This window comes from Stenotrophomonas sp. GL_111, from assembly GCF_057835245.1.
On record NZ_CM174421.1, the window covers coordinates 4,244,229 to 4,261,984 of the forward strand.

The window sequence follows — 17,756 nt, forward strand, 5'->3', positions numbered from 1 at the left end:
AAGGCGGTCTTCAACGACTCATTCAAACTTGCGGCCCTCGTCGGCGCTGAGCTGCGCCGGCGTCTCGCTCATGCCGCTGAACTGGATGCGGGTGACGTCCTGGTTGGCCTCCACGATCTCCACGCTGCGCACATAGCGGTCGCCGCTGAGTGTGAGCGCGGTGAACACCTTGCCCAGCATCGCCGAGCGCGGATGGAGCTGCATGCGCCAGCCGTTGTCCGGGAGCGTCTCCACCTTGACCGTGAACTGCGCCGACAGTGCCTGCGCATCACCGCTCATCAGTGCAAACATGATCGCGTTGACCGAGCGCATCGCCGGTTGCTGGCGGCCATCCAGTTCCACTCGGCTGCTGCCGTCATGCTGGCGGCTGAGGATGCGGTCGCGGGTGACCACCACTTCGGAGGGGAACGGCTTGAGCGTGCTCCAGACCACGCCGTGGTCCTGGGCGAGCACGAAACGGCCCTGCGAGCGCAGCGGATTCTTGAACCCGGCCACCTGCTTTTCCTGGCTGAACGCACCGCGCAGCACGCTCACCTTGGCCACGCGCTGTTTGACCGCGTCGACATCGGCGGCCGGGGCGGCCAGCGACGGCGTCGCCACGGCCAGCAACAGGGGCAGCAACAGCACATGCAACGTGCGCAGGATCTTGATCATGGGGCGTCCACTCCAAGGCGCTCCCACAGGATCGCCGGGCACAGGTACAGCATTTCGTTGGTGGTCGCGTCGACCGCGACCTGGATGGTGTGGGCGCGGGTGAGCACCGCACCACTGTCGGCATCGAGGATTTCGTAGGCGATCTTCAAGCGGTTTTCCCACTCGGTGATGGTCGCGCGCACACGCAGCGCCTGGCCGTACAGCAACGGGCGGATGTACTTCACCCGCGCATCCACCACCGGCCACAGGTAGCCGGAGTCGCGCATCTGCGGGTAGTCGTAGTCGTAGCGCTGCAGCAGTGCGCAGCGCGCGACCTCGAAGTACTTGAAGTAGTTGCCGTGCCAGACCACGTGCATCGGATCGCAATCGTGGAAGGTCGGCGACAGCGTGATCTCACCGCTGAGTTCAGGGCTGGTCATACAGGCTCCAGCGCTGGCTGCGGATGTCCTCAAGCAGGGCGCGCAGCTCGGTGTCCAGCGCGCGGTCCTCCTCGATCAGCGCGATGCGCGCGCACAGGTCCTGGTACATCGCATCCAGCGCGCCGTGCAGGCTGGCCTTCATGCCCACCCGCTGGCGCAGCGCCACGCCCTGGCGGGCAGTGATCAGCAACGCGGCGACCACCTGCTCGGTCAGCTCGATCACGCGCAGGCAATCGCGCGCGGCGATGGTGCCCATGCTGACCTTGTCCTGGTTGTGGCATTCGGTCGAACGCGAGAACACCGAGGCCGGCATGGTCTGCTTGAGCGCTTCGGCGGTCCAGGCCGAGACACTGATCTGCAGCGCCTTGAGGCCATGGTTGATCGCCGCGCGCTCACCGCTGGCGGCCGACAGGTTGGCGGGCAGGCCATGATTGAAACGCGCGTCCACCACCAGCGCCATCTGCCGGTCGAGCAGGTCGGCCAGGTTGGCGATGGTGGTCTTCAGCGCATCCATCGCAAAGGCGATATGGCCGCCATAGAAATGACCGCCGTGCAGGATACGTTCCCCCTCGACATCGATCAGCGGGTTGTCATTGGCGCTGTTGAGTTCGGTTTCGATCAGCTGGCGCAGGAACGGCAACGCGTCCTGCACCACGCCGATCACGTGCGGCGCGCAGCGCAGCGAGTAACGGTCCTGCAGGCGCTGCTCGTTGCGTGGCGGGCGGTCGCTGTGCAGGTCCTCGCGCAGGCGCGCGGCAATCTGCATCTGGCCCGGGTGCGGCTTGGCCGCGAACAGCATTTCATCGAAATGGTGCGCGTTGCCGTCGCTGGCCAGCACGTTGAAGGCGGTCAGGCGCGTGGCCAGCTTGGTCAGGTAGTCGGCGCGGTCATAGGCCAGGCAGGCCAGCGCGGTCATCACGGCGGTGCCGTTCATGATCGCCAGGCCTTCCTTGGGGCGCAGCCGCAGCGGGGTCATGCCGATCTCGGCCAGCACCTCGGCTGCCGGGCGGCGCGCGCCCTGGTACATCACCTCGCGCTCGCCACACAGCACCGCAGCCACGTAGGACAGCGGGGTGAGGTCGCCACTGGCGCCGACCGAGCCTTCAGCCGGGATCAGCGGCAGCACATCGTGGCGCAGCAGCGTGGCCAGGCCCTGCAGCAGCGGATGGCTCACGCCGGACATGCCGCGTACCAGCGAGGCCAGACGCGCGGCGATCACCGCGCGGGTCTCCTGCGGGTCCAGGAACCGGCCGAGGCCGCAGCCGTGGTAGGTGAACAGGTGGTGCGGCAGTTCGGCCACCAGCGCCGGCGGGATGTTGACCGTGCACGAATCGCCGTAGCCGGTGGTCACCCCGTAGATGACGCCGTCCTCGCGCAGCAGGCGGTCGAGGAAGTCGGCCCCCTTCTGGATGCGCGCCTGGAAGGCCGGGTCGTCGCTGACCACGGCCTGGGCCTGGCGCTGCGACAGCGCGACCACGTCTTCGATGGTCAGCGGCGCATCGCCGAAGCGGATATCGGGTGACTTACTTGCCATGAGATGCCTGATCCCAGAAGGGGAAGAAATTGAACCAGTCCAAGGGTGCCTGGGTGACCTGAACTTCCAGCCACCGGGCGAAATGTTCGGCCTGCGCAGTCAGCGCGGCGTCACGCGAGCCGCGCGGCAGCACGATGCGGTCGCTGAAATGCTCGAAGCGCACACGGTAGCCGTCGCCGTCGTGCAGGCAGGCCATGGTGTACACCGGGCAGGCCAGCGCGGAGGCCAGCACGTAGGCGCCGATCGGGAACTGCGCCACATGGCCCAGGAACGGTGCCGGCACGGTACGCCCGCCACGCAGCGGCACGCGGTCGCCGACGATGGCCACGAAGCCGCCCTCTTTGACCCGGCGCTGCAGTTCCACTGCGGTGGCCGGGCCCATGTCGGTGACCTGCATGAGCTCCACCGACGCCAGCGGATCCAGCCGCTGCATCAACCGGTTGAAGCGTTGCGCGTGCGCGGTGTGCACCAGCACGGTGATGCGGAAACCGGGGACCTGTTCGGCCAGCACCTGGCACAGCTCCAGGCAGCCGATGTGCGCGGTGAGGATCAACCCGCCCTCGCGGCGTGCGATCTTTTCCAGCATCAGGTCGCGCTGCAGGCGGATGCGTTCGGGCGGATAGCGCCCGCCCAGGCCGAGCAGCTTGTCCAGCAGGGTATCGGCGAACAGCGCGAAGTGTTTCAGGCTCTGCCAGCGGCCGGGGGCAGCGCCGAGCACACCGGTGTGGGCCTGCAGCCGCTGCAGGTACTGCATCGAGGACTGGCGTGCCACGCGGTTGCCCAACCAGTGGCACAGCACCACCGGGTAGACGCACAGCCGGAAGGGCCAGCGCCCGAACCAGCGGTGCACCCAGCACAGGAACAACACCCCGGCGGCCGACGTGGTTTCGCCAAGATCGGCCCAGTGCGGGCTGCCGTTGGAGGCAGGCGTGCTCATCGGCCTGCAGCCACGGTGCGTTGCCAGAGCAGACGCGGCGCGCGGCGCAGCATGCCGAAGAACAGGCGCGTGTGCATGCAGCTGATGCGCACGTTGTCGCGCCACACATCGAAGTGCGACACGCCATCGCTGGGATAGGTGACCCGGGTGGGCACGCTGATCACCGCCACGTTGCGCCAGAACAGCCGCACCAGGATCTCGCTGTCGAAATCCATGCGCCGGCCGATGGTTTCCTCGCCCACCAGGCGTGTCACCGGTGCCAGCGGATAGACCCGGAACCCGCACATCGAATCGCGGATGTGCAGCGACAAGGTATTGATCCAGACCCAGATATGGGTGGCGTAGCGACCGTACAGGCGCGCCTTGGGCACGCTGGCGTCATAGGCCGGAATACCGCAGATCACCGCCTGCGGGTGCGCCTGGGCCAGGGCGATGAAGCGTGGGATATCGGCGCTGTCGTGCTGGCCATCGGCGTCGATCTGCAGCACGTGGCTGTGCCCGCGCCGCGCGGCCTCGGCGAACCCGGCCAGCATCGCCCCGCCCTTGCCCTGGTTGCGCGGCAGGCGCAGCAAGGCCACCTGCGGCGCATGCGCCTGTGCCAACGCGTCCAGCACGCGGGCGCAGGACGGCTGCGAGCCATCATCCACCAGCAGGCACGGCACGCCGCTGGCCAGCACGCCACGCACCACCGCGCCGATCGCGTGTTCGTGGTCGTACACGGGAATCACCACCAGCGGCGCGAAGGCGGCCGCCGGCAGATCGATGCCAGGGGTTTCACGCATCGCCGAACACCACCCGGCCGCTGGCGTGCACGCCGTGGTCGGACACGTAGCGGAAGCTGAGCACCGATTTCACCGCGTCCCAGTCCAGGCGCAACTGCAGGCGATCGCCCGGGCGCGCGACATGCTGGAACTTCAGCGCGTCCATGCGTTCGAAAAGCGGCGGCATCGTGAAGGCTTCACGCCCGTAGTGGATCGCCCAGTCCAGCTGGACCACGCCGGGCAGGATACGCGCCTGCGGGAAGTGACCGTCGAAGGCGACCAGCTCCGGGTCCAGCGGCAGTTCCAGCACGGCATGGTTGGCCTCGCGCTGCTGCCACTGGGCCGCCGGCAGCAGCGGCCGGAACAGCGCGGCCAGCGCCGCTGCGGTGACTTTGCCCTGCGCATTGATCGGCAGTTCATCGACGAAGCGCCAGCGCCGTGGCCGGGTCACCGCATCGTGGCTGTGCGCCAGATGCGCGCCGAGCGCCTGCGCATGGCGACGACGCTCGGCCTCGTCCCACTGCGCTACGCCCGGCTGCGCCGGCACCACCACGGCGGCCAGCTGCTCACGGGCGCCCGGCAGCACCAGCACGCGCACGTCCTGCACCTGCGCATGGCCGCGCAGCTGCTGTTCCAGTGCATCCAGCGAGACCCGGCGCTCTTCAATCTTGACGATGCGGTCGGCGCGACCGAGCAGGCGGAAACTGCGCCCGGCATCGGCCACCACCCGGTCCTGGGTCTGCCACCAGGCAGCGCTCTCCAGGTGCGGCGAGGACACCGCCAGGCAGCCATCGTCGATCCGCCAGGACACGCCCGGCAGCGGGTGCCACTGCGGCTGTTCGGCACTCCAGCGACGCCAGGCGATACCGCCGGTTTCGCTGCTGCCGAACACTTCGGTCGGGGCCACGCCGAGCAGCGCGCGTGCCTGCAGGGCCGCGTCCTCGGGCAGCGGCCCACCGGAGGAAAACACCGCGCGCAGCTGGCCGGCCAGCGCGGACCAGTCCAGCTGCTCGGGCAGGCGCTTGAGGTGGGCCGGGGTGGCCACCAGCACCGAAGGCTGCTGCGCCAGCGCGCTGACCAGGTCTTCGTGGAAGAAGCGACGCGGCTGGATCGGGCGCCCGGCCACCAGCGGCCACAGCACCCGGAACAGCAGGCCGTAGATGTGCTGGTGCGAGACCGTGCCGTGCACCTGCGCGCCTTCCAGCTGTTCGCCGAAGGCGGCCTGCAGCGCATCCACTTCGCGGGTCAGCTGGCGCATGCGTTTGACGATCGCACTGGGCGCGCCGGTGCTGCCGGAGGTGAACACCACCAGTTCCAGCTCGTCTTCGTCCAGCGCCTGCAGCACCGTGGCCGGGCCCACCTCGGCATCGGCCTGCAGTGGGGTCCAGCGCGCCGGCACGTCACCGGCGAAGCCGGCCACGCGCGGGCTCAGCCCTTCCAGGGTGGCCGGCAGGCTGTCGCCGCCAAGAAACACCCGCTTGCCAGCGTGCCACGCGCCCAGCAGGGCGGCGGCAAAGGCCAGCGTGTCATCGAAGTACAGGGCCCAGTCGCGCCCCGGGGCGCGCGCGAAGGCCTGCTGCCAGCGCAGCACCTGCGCGCGGAACTGCGGGTGGGTGACGGGTGCACCGCCCGCGTCGATACCGACCACGCGCGCCGGGTGCGGCCGCAGCGCCAGCTGGTCCAGTGCGATCCACTCAGCCATGCGCGTGCGCCGCTTTCACCCGCAGTCGCACCAGCCATTCACCGGCAAACAGAACACCCATCATCAGGTAGGCCAACAATCCGTTGTACAGCGCCCAGACCTGGTTGGACGCCCACAGCGCCGTTGCCAGGGCCAGGCCCCCATTGAGAACGAAGAAACCGCACCACACCCAGGTGACGCGGCGCGTATAGATCACCGCAAAGGGCGGCAGGTCCGGTTCACCGAGACGCGCCAGGCGTTCCACCGCGCTGGGCGGGAAGCGCAGGCTGGTGGCGAAGATCACCAGCATCACCGCATTCACCAGCGCCGGGTACAGCTTCAACGGCAAGGCCTGGTTGAAGGCGGTGGCGACCAGCGCCAGCACCCCGGTGCCCATCGCGGCCACCCACCACACCGGCTGACGGGTGGTCAGCGCGCGCAGCGCGGCCAGGCCGAACAGCAGCAGCGACAGCCAGCGTGGCTCGAAACGGCCCAGCGACAGGTACACCACCACCGGGTAGGCCAGCGACAGCACCGCAAACGCCGCGACGCGGACCCGGACCATGGTCAGTCTTCAGCGGCAGCCGTCAGGCGGCCGCTTGCCCGGGCAGCAGCCCATGCACCACATCCACGATGTCCTGCACGGTGCGGACCGCCTTGAAGGCTTCCGGCTGCAGGTTGCGGCCGAGCAGCGGCTTGAGCTGCACGATCAGGTCGACAGCGTCGATGCTGTCGATGTCCAGGTCGTCGTACAGACGCGCCTCGGGGGTGATGCGGGTCGGCTCGATCTCAAAGCTGTCCTTGAGGATCTTGACGATACGCTCGAAAAGTTCGGTCTTGGTCATGGCAAATCCTGACGCAGCGTTACGTCGGCTGGCGTGCGGCGACAAACTCGCTCAATGCACGCACGCTGGAAAAATGGCGACGGGTCTCTTCCGAGTCCGCGGACAGGCTGACACCGTACTTTTTCTGCAGGGCCAATCCAAGTTCAAGCGCGTCAATCGAATCCAGGCCCAGCCCCTCGACAAACAGGGGAGCCGCCGGATCGATATCGTCAGGAGTGATGTCTTCCAGCGAAAGCGATGAAATGATCAATTCCTTGATCTCGTGCTCAAGTGCCTGCACGGCTCGGTTCTCCAGCGGTATCGAAGTAATGGGCAAGATGATCGGTCACACGCCTGGCCGCCAAGGCATCCCCCCTGGGCGGGTCGTCGGTCCCCGTCAGGAACGGGGCAATCGGGATATCTTCCCCGACTTCCAGCTGAACGTGAAAGCGCCGTGAGGGCACACGATACCATTTCTGGCCCTTGGTCAGTGTAGGCGGGCTGCAGCGGATGGTGACCGGGGTGATGTCCAGCCGGCCGCGCACGGCGATATTGGCGGCCCCGCGCTGCAGGCGCAGCGGCTGTCCCGGCACGCTGCGGGTGCCTTCCGGGAAGATCACCAGGGTGCCGCCGGCCTTGACCGCGGCGATGCAGTCATCGATCAGCCCGGCACCGTCGTCATTGGACACATAGCCGGCGGCGCGGACCGGCCCACGCATGAACGGATTGCAGGCCACGGCCCGTTTCACCACGCAGTCGGCGTTGGGCAGCTGGGCGATCAGCAGCACCACATCGATCAGGGTCGGGTGGTTGGCCAGGATCAGCAGGCCGTCGCGCTGCAGGCGTTCGCCGCCACGGATTTCATAGGTCATCACCCCCAGCCGGTGCATCAGCCCGACATGGCTGGCGAAACTGAACTGGACCAGCCGCCGCGCCAGCCGTTGCCGGCGCGCGGTGTCGCGCACCAGAAACAGCAGCGGGAACAGCAGCCCGCCCAGCAGCAGCCCGCCGATCCCGAAGACGGCAAAACTCAGCCCGGTGCCCAGCACCCGCCAGGCATGGTCGAGGCGGGCCCAGCGCTCAGCCATGGCGCTGCCAGGTCCATTGCTGGCCGTCGCTGCTGAACTGCAGCGCGGGCTGGCCGGACAGCAGGAAGCGCAACGCGTCCAGGCTGTGCGGCAAGGCGCCGGGGCCACTGTCGGCCGTGGCGGGGTCCCAGCCCAGCGAGATCCGGGTGCCCGGGCGGTCGGCCTTGCCCAGCCGCCAGCACCAGGCGAAGTACGGGTCCGGCTCGTCGGCGAAATCGCTGTAGATCGGCGGCAGCGGCGATTCGTAGACCACCACGCGCACTTCCGGCGCGCCATCGGCAAGCAGGCCGAACGCTTCCACGCACGCCGCCTCGACCGTGGCGCGGCCAGCGGCCAGGGCCAGGTAGTTGCCGCGGTGGCCACGGGCGATCGAATACAGCGCCGCCACGGCGTTGTGCACCGACAGCCCGAAGGCGGTGGGCGACATGCCGCTGTCGTTGCTCAAGGTGTCCAGCAGTTCCATCGAGCGGGCAACGTCGCCGTGCCGCGAGGCGAACACCAGCGGCACCTGGCCGGCGTCATCGGGTTGCTCGCACCAGCAGGCGGCCTGGATGGCCATGCGCCCCAGGCGTTCGATACGACGCCGCTGCATGGCCGGAATCTCGGCCAATGCGGGGGTGTCCTCGCCGTGCGGCAAGGTCGGTGCCTGCGCCCAGGACTGCCACGCCTCGCGGCTGGTCAGGCCTGGCGCCCACGCCGACCACTCCATTACTGAAAACTCGATCATTCACGCCGCCCCGCGCCCGGCTTCAACATCGTCCGGCACCCGCAGGGACGCCGTGAAAGGAGCGCACGCTATCATGACAACCTCGGCACTGGCAGCATTCACAATCTGAAATGAGCAGCACGATCCACACGGCGCCAGCGGCGCAGGTCGCTTCGATTCCCACCGCGCCGTTGTTCAGCGCGCACTATGCGGCGGCCGACCAGGCCGGGGCGGCATTGGCTGACCCGTGCACGCTGGCGGTGTTCAGCTTCGGCGCGCGCGCGGCCTCGCTGCCCGACCCGCGCCAGGTGCAGGTGCCGCTGGCTGAATGCGGCCCGGCGCAGATCGAGATCTGGCGCAGCAGCCACCCGGTCGAACACGGCGTCACCGACGACGTGCGCTGGGCACACAACGCCGCGCTGCTGTTCGGGGTGCTGGAGATCGAGGAGGTCGACGGCGATATCGAGGCCGCCGCGGCCGATGCCTACGCGCGGATGAGCAGCTTCCTGTCCCGTTGTGGATTCCCGCACCTGTTGCGGACCTGGAACTACCTCGACGCCGTCACCGAGGGTGAGGGCGACCAGGAGCGCTACCGGCGCTTCTGCGTCGGCCGCGTCCGCGGGTTGCGCGAACTGGACGAGGCCGCGTTGCCGGCGGCGACCTGCATCGGGCGTTTCGACGGCGACCGCCGCCTGCAGGTGTATTGGCTGGCCGGGCGCGAACCGGGGCAGCCGCTGGAAAACCCACGCCAGGTGAGCGCGTTCCGCTACCCGCGCCAGTACGGGCCGCAATCGCCGAGTTTCTCGCGCGCGTTGCTGGCACCGCCGGCGACCGGGCTGCCGCTGCTGCAGTCGGGCACGGCGGCGATCGTGGGCCATGTGTCCCAGCACAGCGAGGCGGTGGATGAACAGCTCAACGAGACGCTGACCAACCTGCAGAGCCTGGTCGATGCGGCGCGCCGCCAGCGGCCCGCGTTGTCACCGCAGCTGGGCGCCGGCTCGGTGTTGAAGGTGTATGTGCGCCGCGCCGAGGACATGCCGGCGGTGGCGGCACGGATGGCGACGCTGCCGGGCGCACCAGCCTTCGTGGTGCTGCACGCCGAAGTGTGCCGGGCCGAACTGCTGGTGGAAATCGAAGGCCTGCACGCCTGAAACACCACCGCGCTCAGTGATACCCCGCATCGGCCGTAACCTTGCCGCGGAACACCCGGTACGACCACGCCGTATAGCCCAGGATCACCGGCAGCAGCACCACCAGGCCGACGAACGTGAAGCCCAGCGAGGAGGCCGGCGCCGCCGCCTGCCACAGGGTCATGCTGGGCGGCAGCAGGTAGGGCCACATGCCCAGCACCAGGCCGATGAAGCCCAGAATGAACAACGCCAGGGTCAGCAGGAACGGCGGCAGGTCCCGGCGAGGGTGCATGGCACTGCGCCACAGCGCCACGGCCACGGCCAGGGTCAACAGCGGCACCGGCGACAACCACCAGAAGTTGCCATCGCTGAACCAGCGCGCCATCAGGCGTGAATCCAGGAACGGCAGCCAGGTGCTGACCAGGCCCATGAACACGATCACCGCCACCACCAGCGGCCGCGTCAATGCGCGCGCCATGGCCTGTTCGCGGCCTTCGGTCTTGAGGATCAGCCAGGTGCTGCCCAACAGCGCGTAGCCGAACACCACCGCCACCCCGGTCAACATCGAGAACGGACTGAACCAGCTGAAGGCACCGCCGACATAGCGGCCATCCACCACCTGCAGGCCCTCCACCAGCGCGCCGAGAATGACCCCTTGGGCGAAGGCGGCCAGCAGCGAACCCAGCCCGAAGGCCACGCTCCACAGCCGCCGCGAGCGGTGTGCCTTGAAACGGAACTCGAAGGCGACGCCGCGGAACACCAGCGCCACCACCAGCAGCAGCACCGGCAGGTACAGCGCCGAGAGCATGGCCGCATACGCCTTGGGGAAGGCCGCCATCAGCCCGGCCCCGCCGAGCACCAGCCAGGTTTCGTTGCCATCCCAGATCGGCGCGGCGGTGTTCATCATGATGTCGAGCTGGTGTTCGTCCTCGGCCATCGGCGCCAGGATGCCGATGCCGAGCACGAAGCCATCCAGCACCACGTACATCAGCACGCCAAAACCAATCACCGCAAACCAGGCCACGGGCAGCCAGGTGGTCATGTCCATGTCAGCGCTCCTCCAGCGGTTCATCGGCACCGGACAGCGGCCGCGCCGGGGTGTGGCTGCCCGCATCCAGGGCGGGGGCCGGTTCGTGCGGCTTGGGGCCGCTGCGGATGATCTTGGCCAGGTACCAGATGCCCCAGCCGAATACGAAGGCATAACCGACAACGTAGATGCCCAGCGACAACGCGGTCATCCATGCGCTCTGCGGGCCCACCGCATCGGCCGTACGCAGCACGCCGTAGACCACCCACGGCTGGCGCCCCATTTCGGTGACGAACCAGCCCGATAGCAGTGCGATGAAGCCGCTGGGCAGCATCCAGTTCCAGCCCCGGATCAGCCAGCGCGACTGCAGCAGCTTGCCGCGCCACCACTGGAACGCCGACACCCAGGCCAGCAGCAGCATCAGCGTGCCCAGGCCGACCATGATGCGGAACGCGAAGAACACCGGCGTCACCGGCGGTCGGTCGCTGGCCGGCACCGAGGTGAGCGGGTCGAAGGTGCCGTCCAGCGAGTGGGTCAGGATCAGGCTGCCCAGCCGCGGGATGGCGATTTCATAGTCGTTGCGCTCGGCCTTCTCATTGGGCAGCGCGAACACCACCAGCGGCACGCCCTTGCCCTCGCCTTCGCTGCGCCAGTGCGCTTCCATCGCCGCGACCTTCATCGGCTGGTGCTCAAGCGTGTTCAGGCCATGCATGTCGCCGACGAAGATCTGCACCGGCACGGTGAGCGCGGCGAAGCCGACCGCGGCCAGAAGCATCTTGCGCCCGGCCTCGCGATGGACATCCTTGCGCAGATACCACGCGCCGACCCCACCGATGACGAAACAGGTGGTGATGAACGAGCCCAGCGCCATGTGCGCCAGCCGGTACGGGAAGGAGGGATTGAAGACGATCTTCCACCAGTCCTGCGGGTGCACGATGCCGTCGATCATCGAGTAGCCGGCCGGCGTGTGCAGCCAGCTGTTGGAGGACAGAATCCAGAACGTGGAGAACAGCGTACCCAGCGCCACCATGCAGGTGGAGAAGAAGTGCAGGCGCGGGGATACCTTGCCCCAGCCGAACATCATCACGCCCAGGAAACTGGCTTCCAGGAAGAAGGCGGTGAGCACTTCATAGGTGAGCAACGGGCCGATGATGCTGCCGGCCACTTCACTGAGCCGCGGCCAGTTGGTGCCGAACTGGAAGGCCATGACGATGCCACTGACCACGCCCATGCCGAAGGACACCGCGAAGATCTTCTGCCAGAAGAAATACAGCTCGCGCCAGACCGGATTGCCGGTACGCAGCCAGCGCGATTCCACGAACGCCAGCCAGCTGGCCGTGCCGATGGTGAAGGCGGGAAACAGCACATGGAAACTGATGACGAACCCGAACTGGATCCGTGACAACAACAACGCGTCCACGAGACGCCTCCGGCAGATTTCTGGAATCCGCACCAGTCTGGGCCGGTATTCGTTAAAGGCATATGCGACCCAGTGCCGCACTGCAGCAATATGTCGCAGGTGGAGGGATTCAAGCTTGGCGGATGCTTCTGCCGGGTCGCCGCCGCTACTGCGTGGCTTCTTCGCTGGTGGCCAGATCCGGCTCGTCGGGAAAATAGGTTTCCAGCTGGAATCCGATCCGCAGGTCTGCCAACAGCCTTACCAGATCGTCATCCAGCGTGAACCCGGCCCATGTCCCGTGGCGATGGCCAAAAAGGCCGATCCTCAGGCCGATCTCGGCACCCTGCTGCGCCAACGCGGTGATCGCCTCGGCGCGGGATCGCAGCAGGTCAACCACCGCCGGCCACGCATCCATCAGCCAACCGTCCTTGCCATCTGGCAGCTTGAACAAGGCCCAGGTAAACGCCTGCACGCGGATCAGGACTCCATCGGCACCGTGAAGGTCGGTGCCCACATCCCGAAAAAAATACGGCTCCAGGCCCAGTCCGGAAGCGATGTCGGCGCTGACCGCAGTGGGGTGACGGACACCCAGGGAAATGGTGTAGTCATAGCTGTACATGGCGGTTCCCTCCGATCCAGCGGTCATGATGCCTTGTTGGAGGTCACACGGGTTCTTCCGATCCTGTCTCCATGACCTGTGGCCCCTTCCCCCAGCCCTGACGGCTGCTACGCTTGCGGGGTTTTCCACTATGGTGCCGCCCGCAATGCCCAGAACGCTGCCCTTGTCCCTGCTACTGCTCGCCGCTCTCGGCGGCACGGCCCATGCGGCGCCGACGCCGATCACCATCGAGCAGGCCATGGCCGACCCGGACTGGATCGGCCCGCCGGTCGAGAGCGCGTGGTGGTCCTGGAACAGCCAGCAGGTGGAGTACCAGCTCAAGCGCACCGGCAGCCCGGTCCGCGACACCTTCCGCCAGCCGGTCGCCGGCGGCGTCGCGGCGCAGGTCGGCGACGACCAGCGCGGCAGCCTGGACGTGGACAGCCCGGTGTATGACAGCGCGCGCCAGCGTTCGGTGTTCGTGCGCAATGGCGACGTGTTCCTGCGTGACCTGCGCAGCGGCGCGTTGACCCAGCTCACCCGCAGCACCGAGAAATCCAGCGCGGTCAATTTCGCCCGCGACGGCGGCGTGATCTGGCGCACCGGGCAGGACTGGTTCCATTGGACCGCCGCAGCCGGCGTGCAGCAGGTGGCCAGCCTGAAGGCCGAGAAGAACCCCGACGATGCGCCCAAGGCCGATGTGCTGCGCGACCAGCAGATGCGCACGCTGGCCACGCTGCGCAACGACCGCGCGCAGCGCGATGCGCTCAAGCAGCAGGAAGCCAGCTGGCGCCGTGCCGACAGCACCCGTGCACCGGGCCCGGTGTACCTGGGCGCCGAGGTGGAGATCGTCGACAGCGCGCTGTCGCCGGATGCGCGCAGCCTGATCGTGGTGACCAAGCCGAAGGGCTTCGATGAAGGCCGCGGCGGCAAGATGCCCAAGTACGTGACCGAGTCCGGTTACGAGGAATTCGAAGACACCCGCACCCGGGTCGGTCGCAACGATCCGGAGCCGCACGCATTCTGGCTGGTCGATGCCGTCACGGGCACGGTCAAGCCGCTGTCGCTGGATGGCCTGCCGGGCATCGGCACCGATCCGCTGGCGGCGCTGCGCAAAGCCGCCGGCAAGGACGTCCTGAAGGGCAACCGCCCGCTGGAACTGCTGGCCGGCCCGGGCAGCCCCGGCATCCGCTGGAGCGCCGATGGCCAGCAGGCCGCGATCATGCTGCGCGCCAACGACAACAAGGACCGCTGGATCACCAGCGTCAGCGCCAGCGGCGGCAAGCTGGAAAACCGCCACCGGCTGACCGACAACGCCTGGATCAACTGGGGCTTCAACGATTTCGGCTGGTCCAACGACAACCGCACGCTGTGGCTGCTGTCCGAAGAATCCGGTTATTCGCACCTGTACACCCAGCAGGGCACCGCCAAGCCGGTGGCGCTGACCGGTGGCAAGTGGGAAACCTCGATGCCGGTGCCCAGCGCCGATGGCCGCGGCTTCTACTTCCTGTGCAACCAGCAGACGCCGGGCGACTACGAAGTGTGCGCGGTGGACAACGCCAGCAAGCAGGTGCGTGAGCTGACCACGCTCAATGGCGTGGAAGATTTCTCGCTGTCCCCGGACGGCCAGCAGCTGCTGGTGCGCTACTCCGGCGCCTACCTGCCGACGCAGCTGGCCGTGGTGCCCACCAGCGGTGGCCAGGCCCGCGTGCTCACCGATACCCGCAGTGCCGCCTTCAAGGCGCGCGAGTGGATCCAGCCCAAGCTGGTGCAGGTGCCGTCCAAGCACGGTGCCGGCGTGGTCTGGGCCAAGTATTACGGCCCGGAAACCATGGAGCCGGGCAAGCAGTATCCGATCGCCATGTTCGTGCACGGTGCCGGTTACCTGCAGAACGTGCACCAGCGCTACCCGGCCTACTTCCGCGAGCAGATGTTCCACAACCTGCTGGTGCAGCAGGGCTACATCGTGCTGGACATGGATTACCGCGGCAGCGAGGGCTACGGCCGCGACTGGCGCACGGCGATCTACCGCAACATGGGCCACCCGGAACTGGAAGACTACAAGGACGGCCTGGACTGGCTGGTCACCACCCGGCAGGGTGATCGCGACCATGCCGGCATCTACGGCGGTTCCTACGGCGGCTTCATGACCTTCATGGCGCTGTTCCGCTCGCCGGGCACGTTCAAGGCCGGTGCCGCGCTGCGCCCGGTGGTGGATTGGCACCAGTACAACCACGGCTACACCGCCAACATCCTCAACACCCCGGACATCGACCCGGAGGCCTACCGCAAGTCCTCGCCGATCGAGTACGCCGAGGGCCTGCAGGACAACCTGCTGATCGCCCACGGGATGATGGATGACAACGTGTTCTTCCAGGACTCGGTCAACCTGACCCAGAAGCTGATCGAGCTGCACAAGGACAACTGGTCGATCGCGCCGTACCCGCTGGAACGCCACGGCTATGTCCGTCCGGATTCGTGGCTGGACCAGTACAAGCGCATCCTCAAGCTGTTCGAAACCAACCTGAAGTAAGTCTCAGGCGGGATGAACCCTGACGCGGCGCCGATCGAGATCGTCGCCGCGGTCAATTCCGACAGCACCGGCCGCGGATACCCCTTGGCACTCCTGGGCGCAGGCCATATCCTGCCCGCGGCCGCGCACGCGCTGGCGACGACCTGACGGCCGCCGCCCACCTACCAGGACACCGGATGTCATCCCTCCCTCCGCCGCATCTGCCCAACGCCACGCCCCGCGTGGATCCCGACGCGCCGCCGAAGTTCCTGGCGCCGGTGGCCAAATCGGTGCTGCTGGTCTGCATCGTTTCCGCGTTGAGCTGGGCGGTGGCGGCCCTGGTGGCCGCGCCGCTGTCGCGGGCCGAGTGGTTGCAGACGCTGCTGCACGATGAGGATCTGACCTGGATGCCACCGGCGCTGCACTGGCTGGGATCGCACATGGTGGCGTTCAGTGTTGCGATGCTGCTCACCTCCATTGCCGGTATCGCCGCCAGTTGGGGCCTGCTGTACCGCCACCGCTGGGCGCTGTGGCTGTTCATCGTGCTGCTGGTGTTGACTGCGCTGTCCAACTTCGTCGGCACCTGGCTGTTCGACGATATCTTCCGCCACCTGCTGGCCTTCCTGCCCGCCGAATCGCCGACGGCCGACATGCGCGAACTGCGCATGGAACTGCAACTGCAGCGCCTGCTGTTCACCAGCACCATGCTGTTGACCTCCGTGGCCTTCGCCGCGCTGCACGGCTGGCTGGTAGTGCGCCTGCTGCGCGCGGACGTGCAGGCCTATTTCCGCCGCTGAGCCGGTGGTTTCTGATTTCTTCAAGGATGTTGCCGTGACCGCTCCTGCTCTCCCCTCCCGCCGTCTCAACGGTTGGCGCACCGCCGTGTTCGCCGTGCTGGCCGGTGCCAGCCTTCCGGCCTCGGCTCAGTCGCTGCTGTGCGGCACCTTCAAGGCCGACGATACCGGCACCACCATCACCCTTGAGAGCCCCAACCAGGGTGTGCGCCAGATCCCCGGCATGGCCCCGGAACCCTACCTGGTGCACCGGCTCGGCAACGAATTGAAGATGGCCGACCTCGACAGTGGTGGCATCAGCACGCTGACCCTGAGCGAGGGCGGCCGCCACCTCAGTGACGGCGTCAACGAATACGCGTTGGTCACCCCGGCCACCTGCCGCCCGGTCACCGTGTTCGCACCGAACACCTGCCGCGCCGAGATCGCCTCGTGCATGACCGATATGACCTTCGCCAGCAACGACAAGCTGCGCCAGTGGTGCGACGAAGACGTGCCCGCCGCCTGCAGCCGCCTGCTCGGCAATTATGACTCCGAAGCGCGCGCGGCCACCCGTGCTGCTACACCGGCCGATGAAGACCCGGACCTGGCCGAACCGGACGTGTGCAAGCCCAGCTCCGGCAAGTACGACGAAGCGGCCTGCCAGCAGGCGGCCGGCGAGGCCATGGCCAAAGCGATGGCCAAGGCCCTGATGGGCGCGCTGGGAAACAGCGTCGCCGCCCCGCTGCCGGCCGCCCAGCTCGATGAAATCACCGGCCTGTGCCGCGCCCAGCGCACCGGCACGTTCTGCACCAAGGCAGCGGCCGCCCTGTGGGACGCCGGCCGGCTGGCCGATGCGCGCGATGCCCTGCAACGGGCCTGCAGCCGTGGCAAAGACCCGCGTGCCTGCGAACAGGCCGCACCACTGGCTTCGCTCAGTGCGCGCGAGCTGGTCACCGTGCCGGTCACCGTGCTTCCCTGCGGCACCTACACCGCTGAGCGGGGCTTGATCGACCAGCTTGCGTTCGGCGATGGCGGTCTGGTCGACACCGGCCTTGGCGGCGGGCTGCGTGCGCGGCTGGAAGCCGGCGACGTTCGGGTTCGCCACGACAAGGGCGGCGACTTCGTGTTCCAGCGCCTCGCCAATAGCGACCTGGTCGGCAGCGACAGCTGGAACCAGTACAGCCGCTATCGCCGCAGCGGCGGGCCCACCCAGTGCGCGCCGCCGGTGGTGTTCGTGGAAACCCGGCTGCCCCTGGACTGCCCGGCCGCAGGCACGGCACAGGGCGCGCGTGATTGCTGCGACGCGGGCAAGCTGCAGGGCTGCAATGCCGCTGGCCACCACCTGGCACTCGGCGAGCGCTGGGCCGACGCCGCCCCCTACTACCTCAAGCTGTGCACGGCCGGCGTGCGCGAAGGCTGCGAAAACCTCGCCACGGTCTATCAACACACCGGCGATGACGCCATTCCGGCGTCGATCCAGCAGCTGTGCCAGCGCGATGGCAAAGGCACCCACGTGGCCTGCGATGTGCATGCCACCCGCAACTGGGAAGCGTTGAAACTGGGCGCCGATCTGGAAGGCCTGGCCGAGCGCCTGGCGGCGGAGGCCGAAGCGGCCGAAGATGACGCCGATGCCGATGCCGGCAGCGACACTGCGCCAGCCTCCGCGCGCCGCAATCGCAAGGGCGACTGAGCATCGATACAGGGCTGCGGTAA

At 67.9% G+C, this 17,756-nt stretch carries 19 protein-coding genes; 5 read left to right on the plus strand and 14 right to left on the minus strand.

Translation table 11 applies throughout. The features are described 5' to 3' along the window. Positions 1-18: 18 nt before the first annotated feature. From AC3IPM_RS18845 to AC3IPM_RS18895, 11 genes are read right to left on the minus strand one after another with little or no spacing between them, the layout of a single operon-like run. Positions 19-654 carry an outer membrane lipoprotein carrier protein LolA gene (locus AC3IPM_RS18845; RefSeq protein ID WP_489301761.1) on the minus strand — a complete coding sequence of 212 codons (636 nt, stop codon included), beginning with the start codon at positions 652-654 and terminating at the stop codon, positions 19-21. Beyond that, positions 651-1,073, minus strand: a complete 423-nt coding sequence (locus tag AC3IPM_RS18850; RefSeq protein ID WP_489301762.1) for an acyl-CoA thioesterase — start codon at positions 1,071-1,073, stop codon at positions 651-653. Before AC3IPM_RS18850 ends, AC3IPM_RS18845 begins: the two co-directional genes overlap by 4 nt. After that, the gene (locus AC3IPM_RS18855) at positions 1,060-2,607 is read right to left on the minus strand and encodes an HAL/PAL/TAL family ammonia-lyase (RefSeq protein WP_489301763.1); all 1,548 of its coding nucleotides are present in this window, start codon (positions 2,605-2,607) and stop codon (positions 1,060-1,062) included. The genes AC3IPM_RS18850 and AC3IPM_RS18855 overlap by 14 nt, the downstream gene beginning before the upstream one ends. Continuing rightward, the gene (locus tag AC3IPM_RS18860; RefSeq protein WP_489301764.1) at positions 2,597-3,544 is read right to left on the minus strand and encodes a lysophospholipid acyltransferase family protein; all 948 of its coding nucleotides are present in this window, start codon (positions 3,542-3,544) and stop codon (positions 2,597-2,599) included. The genes AC3IPM_RS18855 and AC3IPM_RS18860 overlap by 11 nt, the downstream gene beginning before the upstream one ends. Continuing rightward, positions 3,541-4,326 (minus strand): glycosyltransferase family 2 protein, encoded by a 786-nt coding sequence (locus tag AC3IPM_RS18865; protein WP_489301765.1) that lies wholly within the window; start codon positions 4,324-4,326, stop codon positions 3,541-3,543. Before AC3IPM_RS18865 ends, AC3IPM_RS18860 begins: the two co-directional genes overlap by 4 nt. Continuing rightward, positions 4,319-6,007, minus strand: a complete 1,689-nt coding sequence (locus AC3IPM_RS18870; protein ID WP_489301766.1) for an ApeI family dehydratase — start codon at positions 6,005-6,007, stop codon at positions 4,319-4,321. Before AC3IPM_RS18870 ends, AC3IPM_RS18865 begins: the two co-directional genes overlap by 8 nt. Then, the gene (locus AC3IPM_RS18875; protein ID WP_489301767.1) at positions 6,000-6,551 is read right to left on the minus strand and encodes a COG4648 family protein; all 552 of its coding nucleotides are present in this window, start codon (positions 6,549-6,551) and stop codon (positions 6,000-6,002) included. Before AC3IPM_RS18875 ends, AC3IPM_RS18870 begins: the two co-directional genes overlap by 8 nt. 22 nt (positions 6,552-6,573) lie before the next feature. Next, complete coding sequence (locus AC3IPM_RS18880) at positions 6,574-6,831, minus strand: acyl carrier protein (protein ID WP_489301768.1); 258 nt, start codon at positions 6,829-6,831, stop codon at positions 6,574-6,576. A gap of 19 nt (positions 6,832-6,850) precedes the next feature. After that, the gene (locus AC3IPM_RS18885; protein ID WP_489301769.1) at positions 6,851-7,111 is read right to left on the minus strand and encodes a phosphopantetheine-binding protein; all 261 of its coding nucleotides are present in this window, start codon (positions 7,109-7,111) and stop codon (positions 6,851-6,853) included. Further along, positions 7,098-7,898: a lysophospholipid acyltransferase family protein gene (locus AC3IPM_RS18890; RefSeq protein WP_489301770.1), complete on the minus strand. Its 801-nt coding sequence runs from the start codon at positions 7,896-7,898 to the stop codon at positions 7,098-7,100. Before AC3IPM_RS18890 ends, AC3IPM_RS18885 begins: the two co-directional genes overlap by 14 nt. Then, complete coding sequence (locus tag AC3IPM_RS18895) at positions 7,891-8,625, minus strand: beta-ketoacyl synthase chain length factor (protein ID WP_489301771.1); 735 nt, start codon at positions 8,623-8,625, stop codon at positions 7,891-7,893. The genes AC3IPM_RS18890 and AC3IPM_RS18895 overlap by 8 nt, the downstream gene beginning before the upstream one ends. A gap of 110 nt (positions 8,626-8,735) precedes the next feature. Between AC3IPM_RS18895 and AC3IPM_RS18900 the strand changes: the two genes are divergently transcribed. Beyond that, the gene (locus tag AC3IPM_RS18900; protein ID WP_489301772.1) at positions 8,736-9,755 is read left to right on the plus strand and encodes a chorismate transformation FkbO/Hyg5 family protein; all 1,020 of its coding nucleotides are present in this window, start codon (positions 8,736-8,738) and stop codon (positions 9,753-9,755) included. Positions 9,756-9,768: 13 nt separating this feature from the next. On the opposite strand, the gene cydB is transcribed toward AC3IPM_RS18900, so the two are convergent. The 3 genes from cydB to AC3IPM_RS18915 form a co-directional block, all read right to left on the minus strand. Continuing rightward, the gene (gene cydB / locus AC3IPM_RS18905; protein WP_489301773.1) at positions 9,769-10,782 is read right to left on the minus strand and encodes a cytochrome d ubiquinol oxidase subunit II; all 1,014 of its coding nucleotides are present in this window, start codon (positions 10,780-10,782) and stop codon (positions 9,769-9,771) included. 1 nt (position 10,783) lies between these two features. Continuing rightward, entirely contained in the window at positions 10,784-12,181 is a 1,398-nt protein-coding gene (locus AC3IPM_RS18910) for a cytochrome ubiquinol oxidase subunit I (protein WP_489301774.1), read from the minus strand. Between the two features lie 145 nt (positions 12,182-12,326). Continuing rightward, positions 12,327-12,779, minus strand: coding sequence for a hypothetical protein (locus tag AC3IPM_RS18915; RefSeq protein ID WP_489301775.1), 453 nt, complete (start codon positions 12,777-12,779; stop codon positions 12,327-12,329). Positions 12,780-12,924: 145 nt separating this feature from the next. Here AC3IPM_RS18915 and AC3IPM_RS18920 point away from each other — a divergent pair, with 145 nt between their 5' ends. From AC3IPM_RS18920 to AC3IPM_RS18935, 4 genes are read left to right on the plus strand one after another with little or no spacing between them, the layout of a single operon-like run. Beyond that, positions 12,925-15,291: a S9 family peptidase gene (locus AC3IPM_RS18920; RefSeq protein ID WP_489301776.1), complete on the plus strand. Its 2,367-nt coding sequence runs from the start codon at positions 12,925-12,927 to the stop codon at positions 15,289-15,291. A 12-nt stretch (positions 15,292-15,303) separates the two neighbouring features. Next, positions 15,304-15,438: a hypothetical protein gene (locus AC3IPM_RS18925; protein WP_489301777.1), complete on the plus strand. Its 135-nt coding sequence runs from the start codon at positions 15,304-15,306 to the stop codon at positions 15,436-15,438. A 29-nt stretch (positions 15,439-15,467) separates the two neighbouring features. After that, positions 15,468-16,067 (plus strand): hypothetical protein, encoded by a 600-nt coding sequence (locus tag AC3IPM_RS18930; protein ID WP_489301778.1) that lies wholly within the window; start codon positions 15,468-15,470, stop codon positions 16,065-16,067. A gap of 34 nt (positions 16,068-16,101) precedes the next feature. Continuing rightward, positions 16,102-17,733 carry a hypothetical protein gene (locus AC3IPM_RS18935; RefSeq protein ID WP_489301779.1) on the plus strand — a complete coding sequence of 544 codons (1,632 nt, stop codon included), beginning with the start codon at positions 16,102-16,104 and terminating at the stop codon, positions 17,731-17,733. Positions 17,734-17,756: the final 23 nt, after the last annotated feature.

Coding starts and splice junctions, on each gene's coding strand:
- AC3IPM_RS18925 (WP_489301777.1), top strand. CDS start 15,304: ATGAACCCTGACGCGGCGCCGATCGAGATCGTCGCCGCGGTCAATTCC.
- cydB (WP_489301773.1), bottom strand. CDS start 10,782: ATGGACATGACCACCTGGCTGCCCGTGGCCTGGTTTGCGGTGATTGGT.
- AC3IPM_RS18865 (WP_489301765.1), bottom strand. CDS start 4,326: ATGCGTGAAACCCCTGGCATCGATCTGCCGGCGGCCGCCTTCGCGCCG.
- AC3IPM_RS18855 (WP_489301763.1), bottom strand. CDS start 2,607: ATGGCAAGTAAGTCACCCGATATCCGCTTCGGCGATGCGCCGCTGACC.
- AC3IPM_RS18890 (WP_489301770.1), bottom strand. CDS start 7,898: ATGGCTGAGCGCTGGGCCCGCCTCGACCATGCCTGGCGGGTGCTGGGC.
- AC3IPM_RS18875 (WP_489301767.1), bottom strand. CDS start 6,551: ATGGTCCGGGTCCGCGTCGCGGCGTTTGCGGTGCTGTCGCTGGCCTAC.
- AC3IPM_RS18920 (WP_489301776.1), top strand. CDS start 12,925: ATGCCCAGAACGCTGCCCTTGTCCCTGCTACTGCTCGCCGCTCTCGGC.
- AC3IPM_RS18845 (WP_489301761.1), bottom strand. CDS start 654: ATGATCAAGATCCTGCGCACGTTGCATGTGCTGTTGCTGCCCCTGTTG.
- AC3IPM_RS18850 (WP_489301762.1), bottom strand. CDS start 1,073: ATGACCAGCCCTGAACTCAGCGGTGAGATCACGCTGTCGCCGACCTTC.
- AC3IPM_RS18930 (WP_489301778.1), top strand. CDS start 15,468: ATGTCATCCCTCCCTCCGCCGCATCTGCCCAACGCCACGCCCCGCGTG.
- AC3IPM_RS18870 (WP_489301766.1), bottom strand. CDS start 6,007: ATGGCTGAGTGGATCGCACTGGACCAGCTGGCGCTGCGGCCGCACCCG.
- AC3IPM_RS18915 (WP_489301775.1), bottom strand. CDS start 12,779: ATGTACAGCTATGACTACACCATTTCCCTGGGTGTCCGTCACCCCACT.
- AC3IPM_RS18880 (WP_489301768.1), bottom strand. CDS start 6,831: ATGACCAAGACCGAACTTTTCGAGCGTATCGTCAAGATCCTCAAGGAC.
- AC3IPM_RS18895 (WP_489301771.1), bottom strand. CDS start 8,625: ATGATCGAGTTTTCAGTAATGGAGTGGTCGGCGTGGGCGCCAGGCCTG.
- AC3IPM_RS18900 (WP_489301772.1), top strand. CDS start 8,736: ATGAGCAGCACGATCCACACGGCGCCAGCGGCGCAGGTCGCTTCGATT.
- AC3IPM_RS18860 (WP_489301764.1), bottom strand. CDS start 3,544: ATGAGCACGCCTGCCTCCAACGGCAGCCCGCACTGGGCCGATCTTGGC.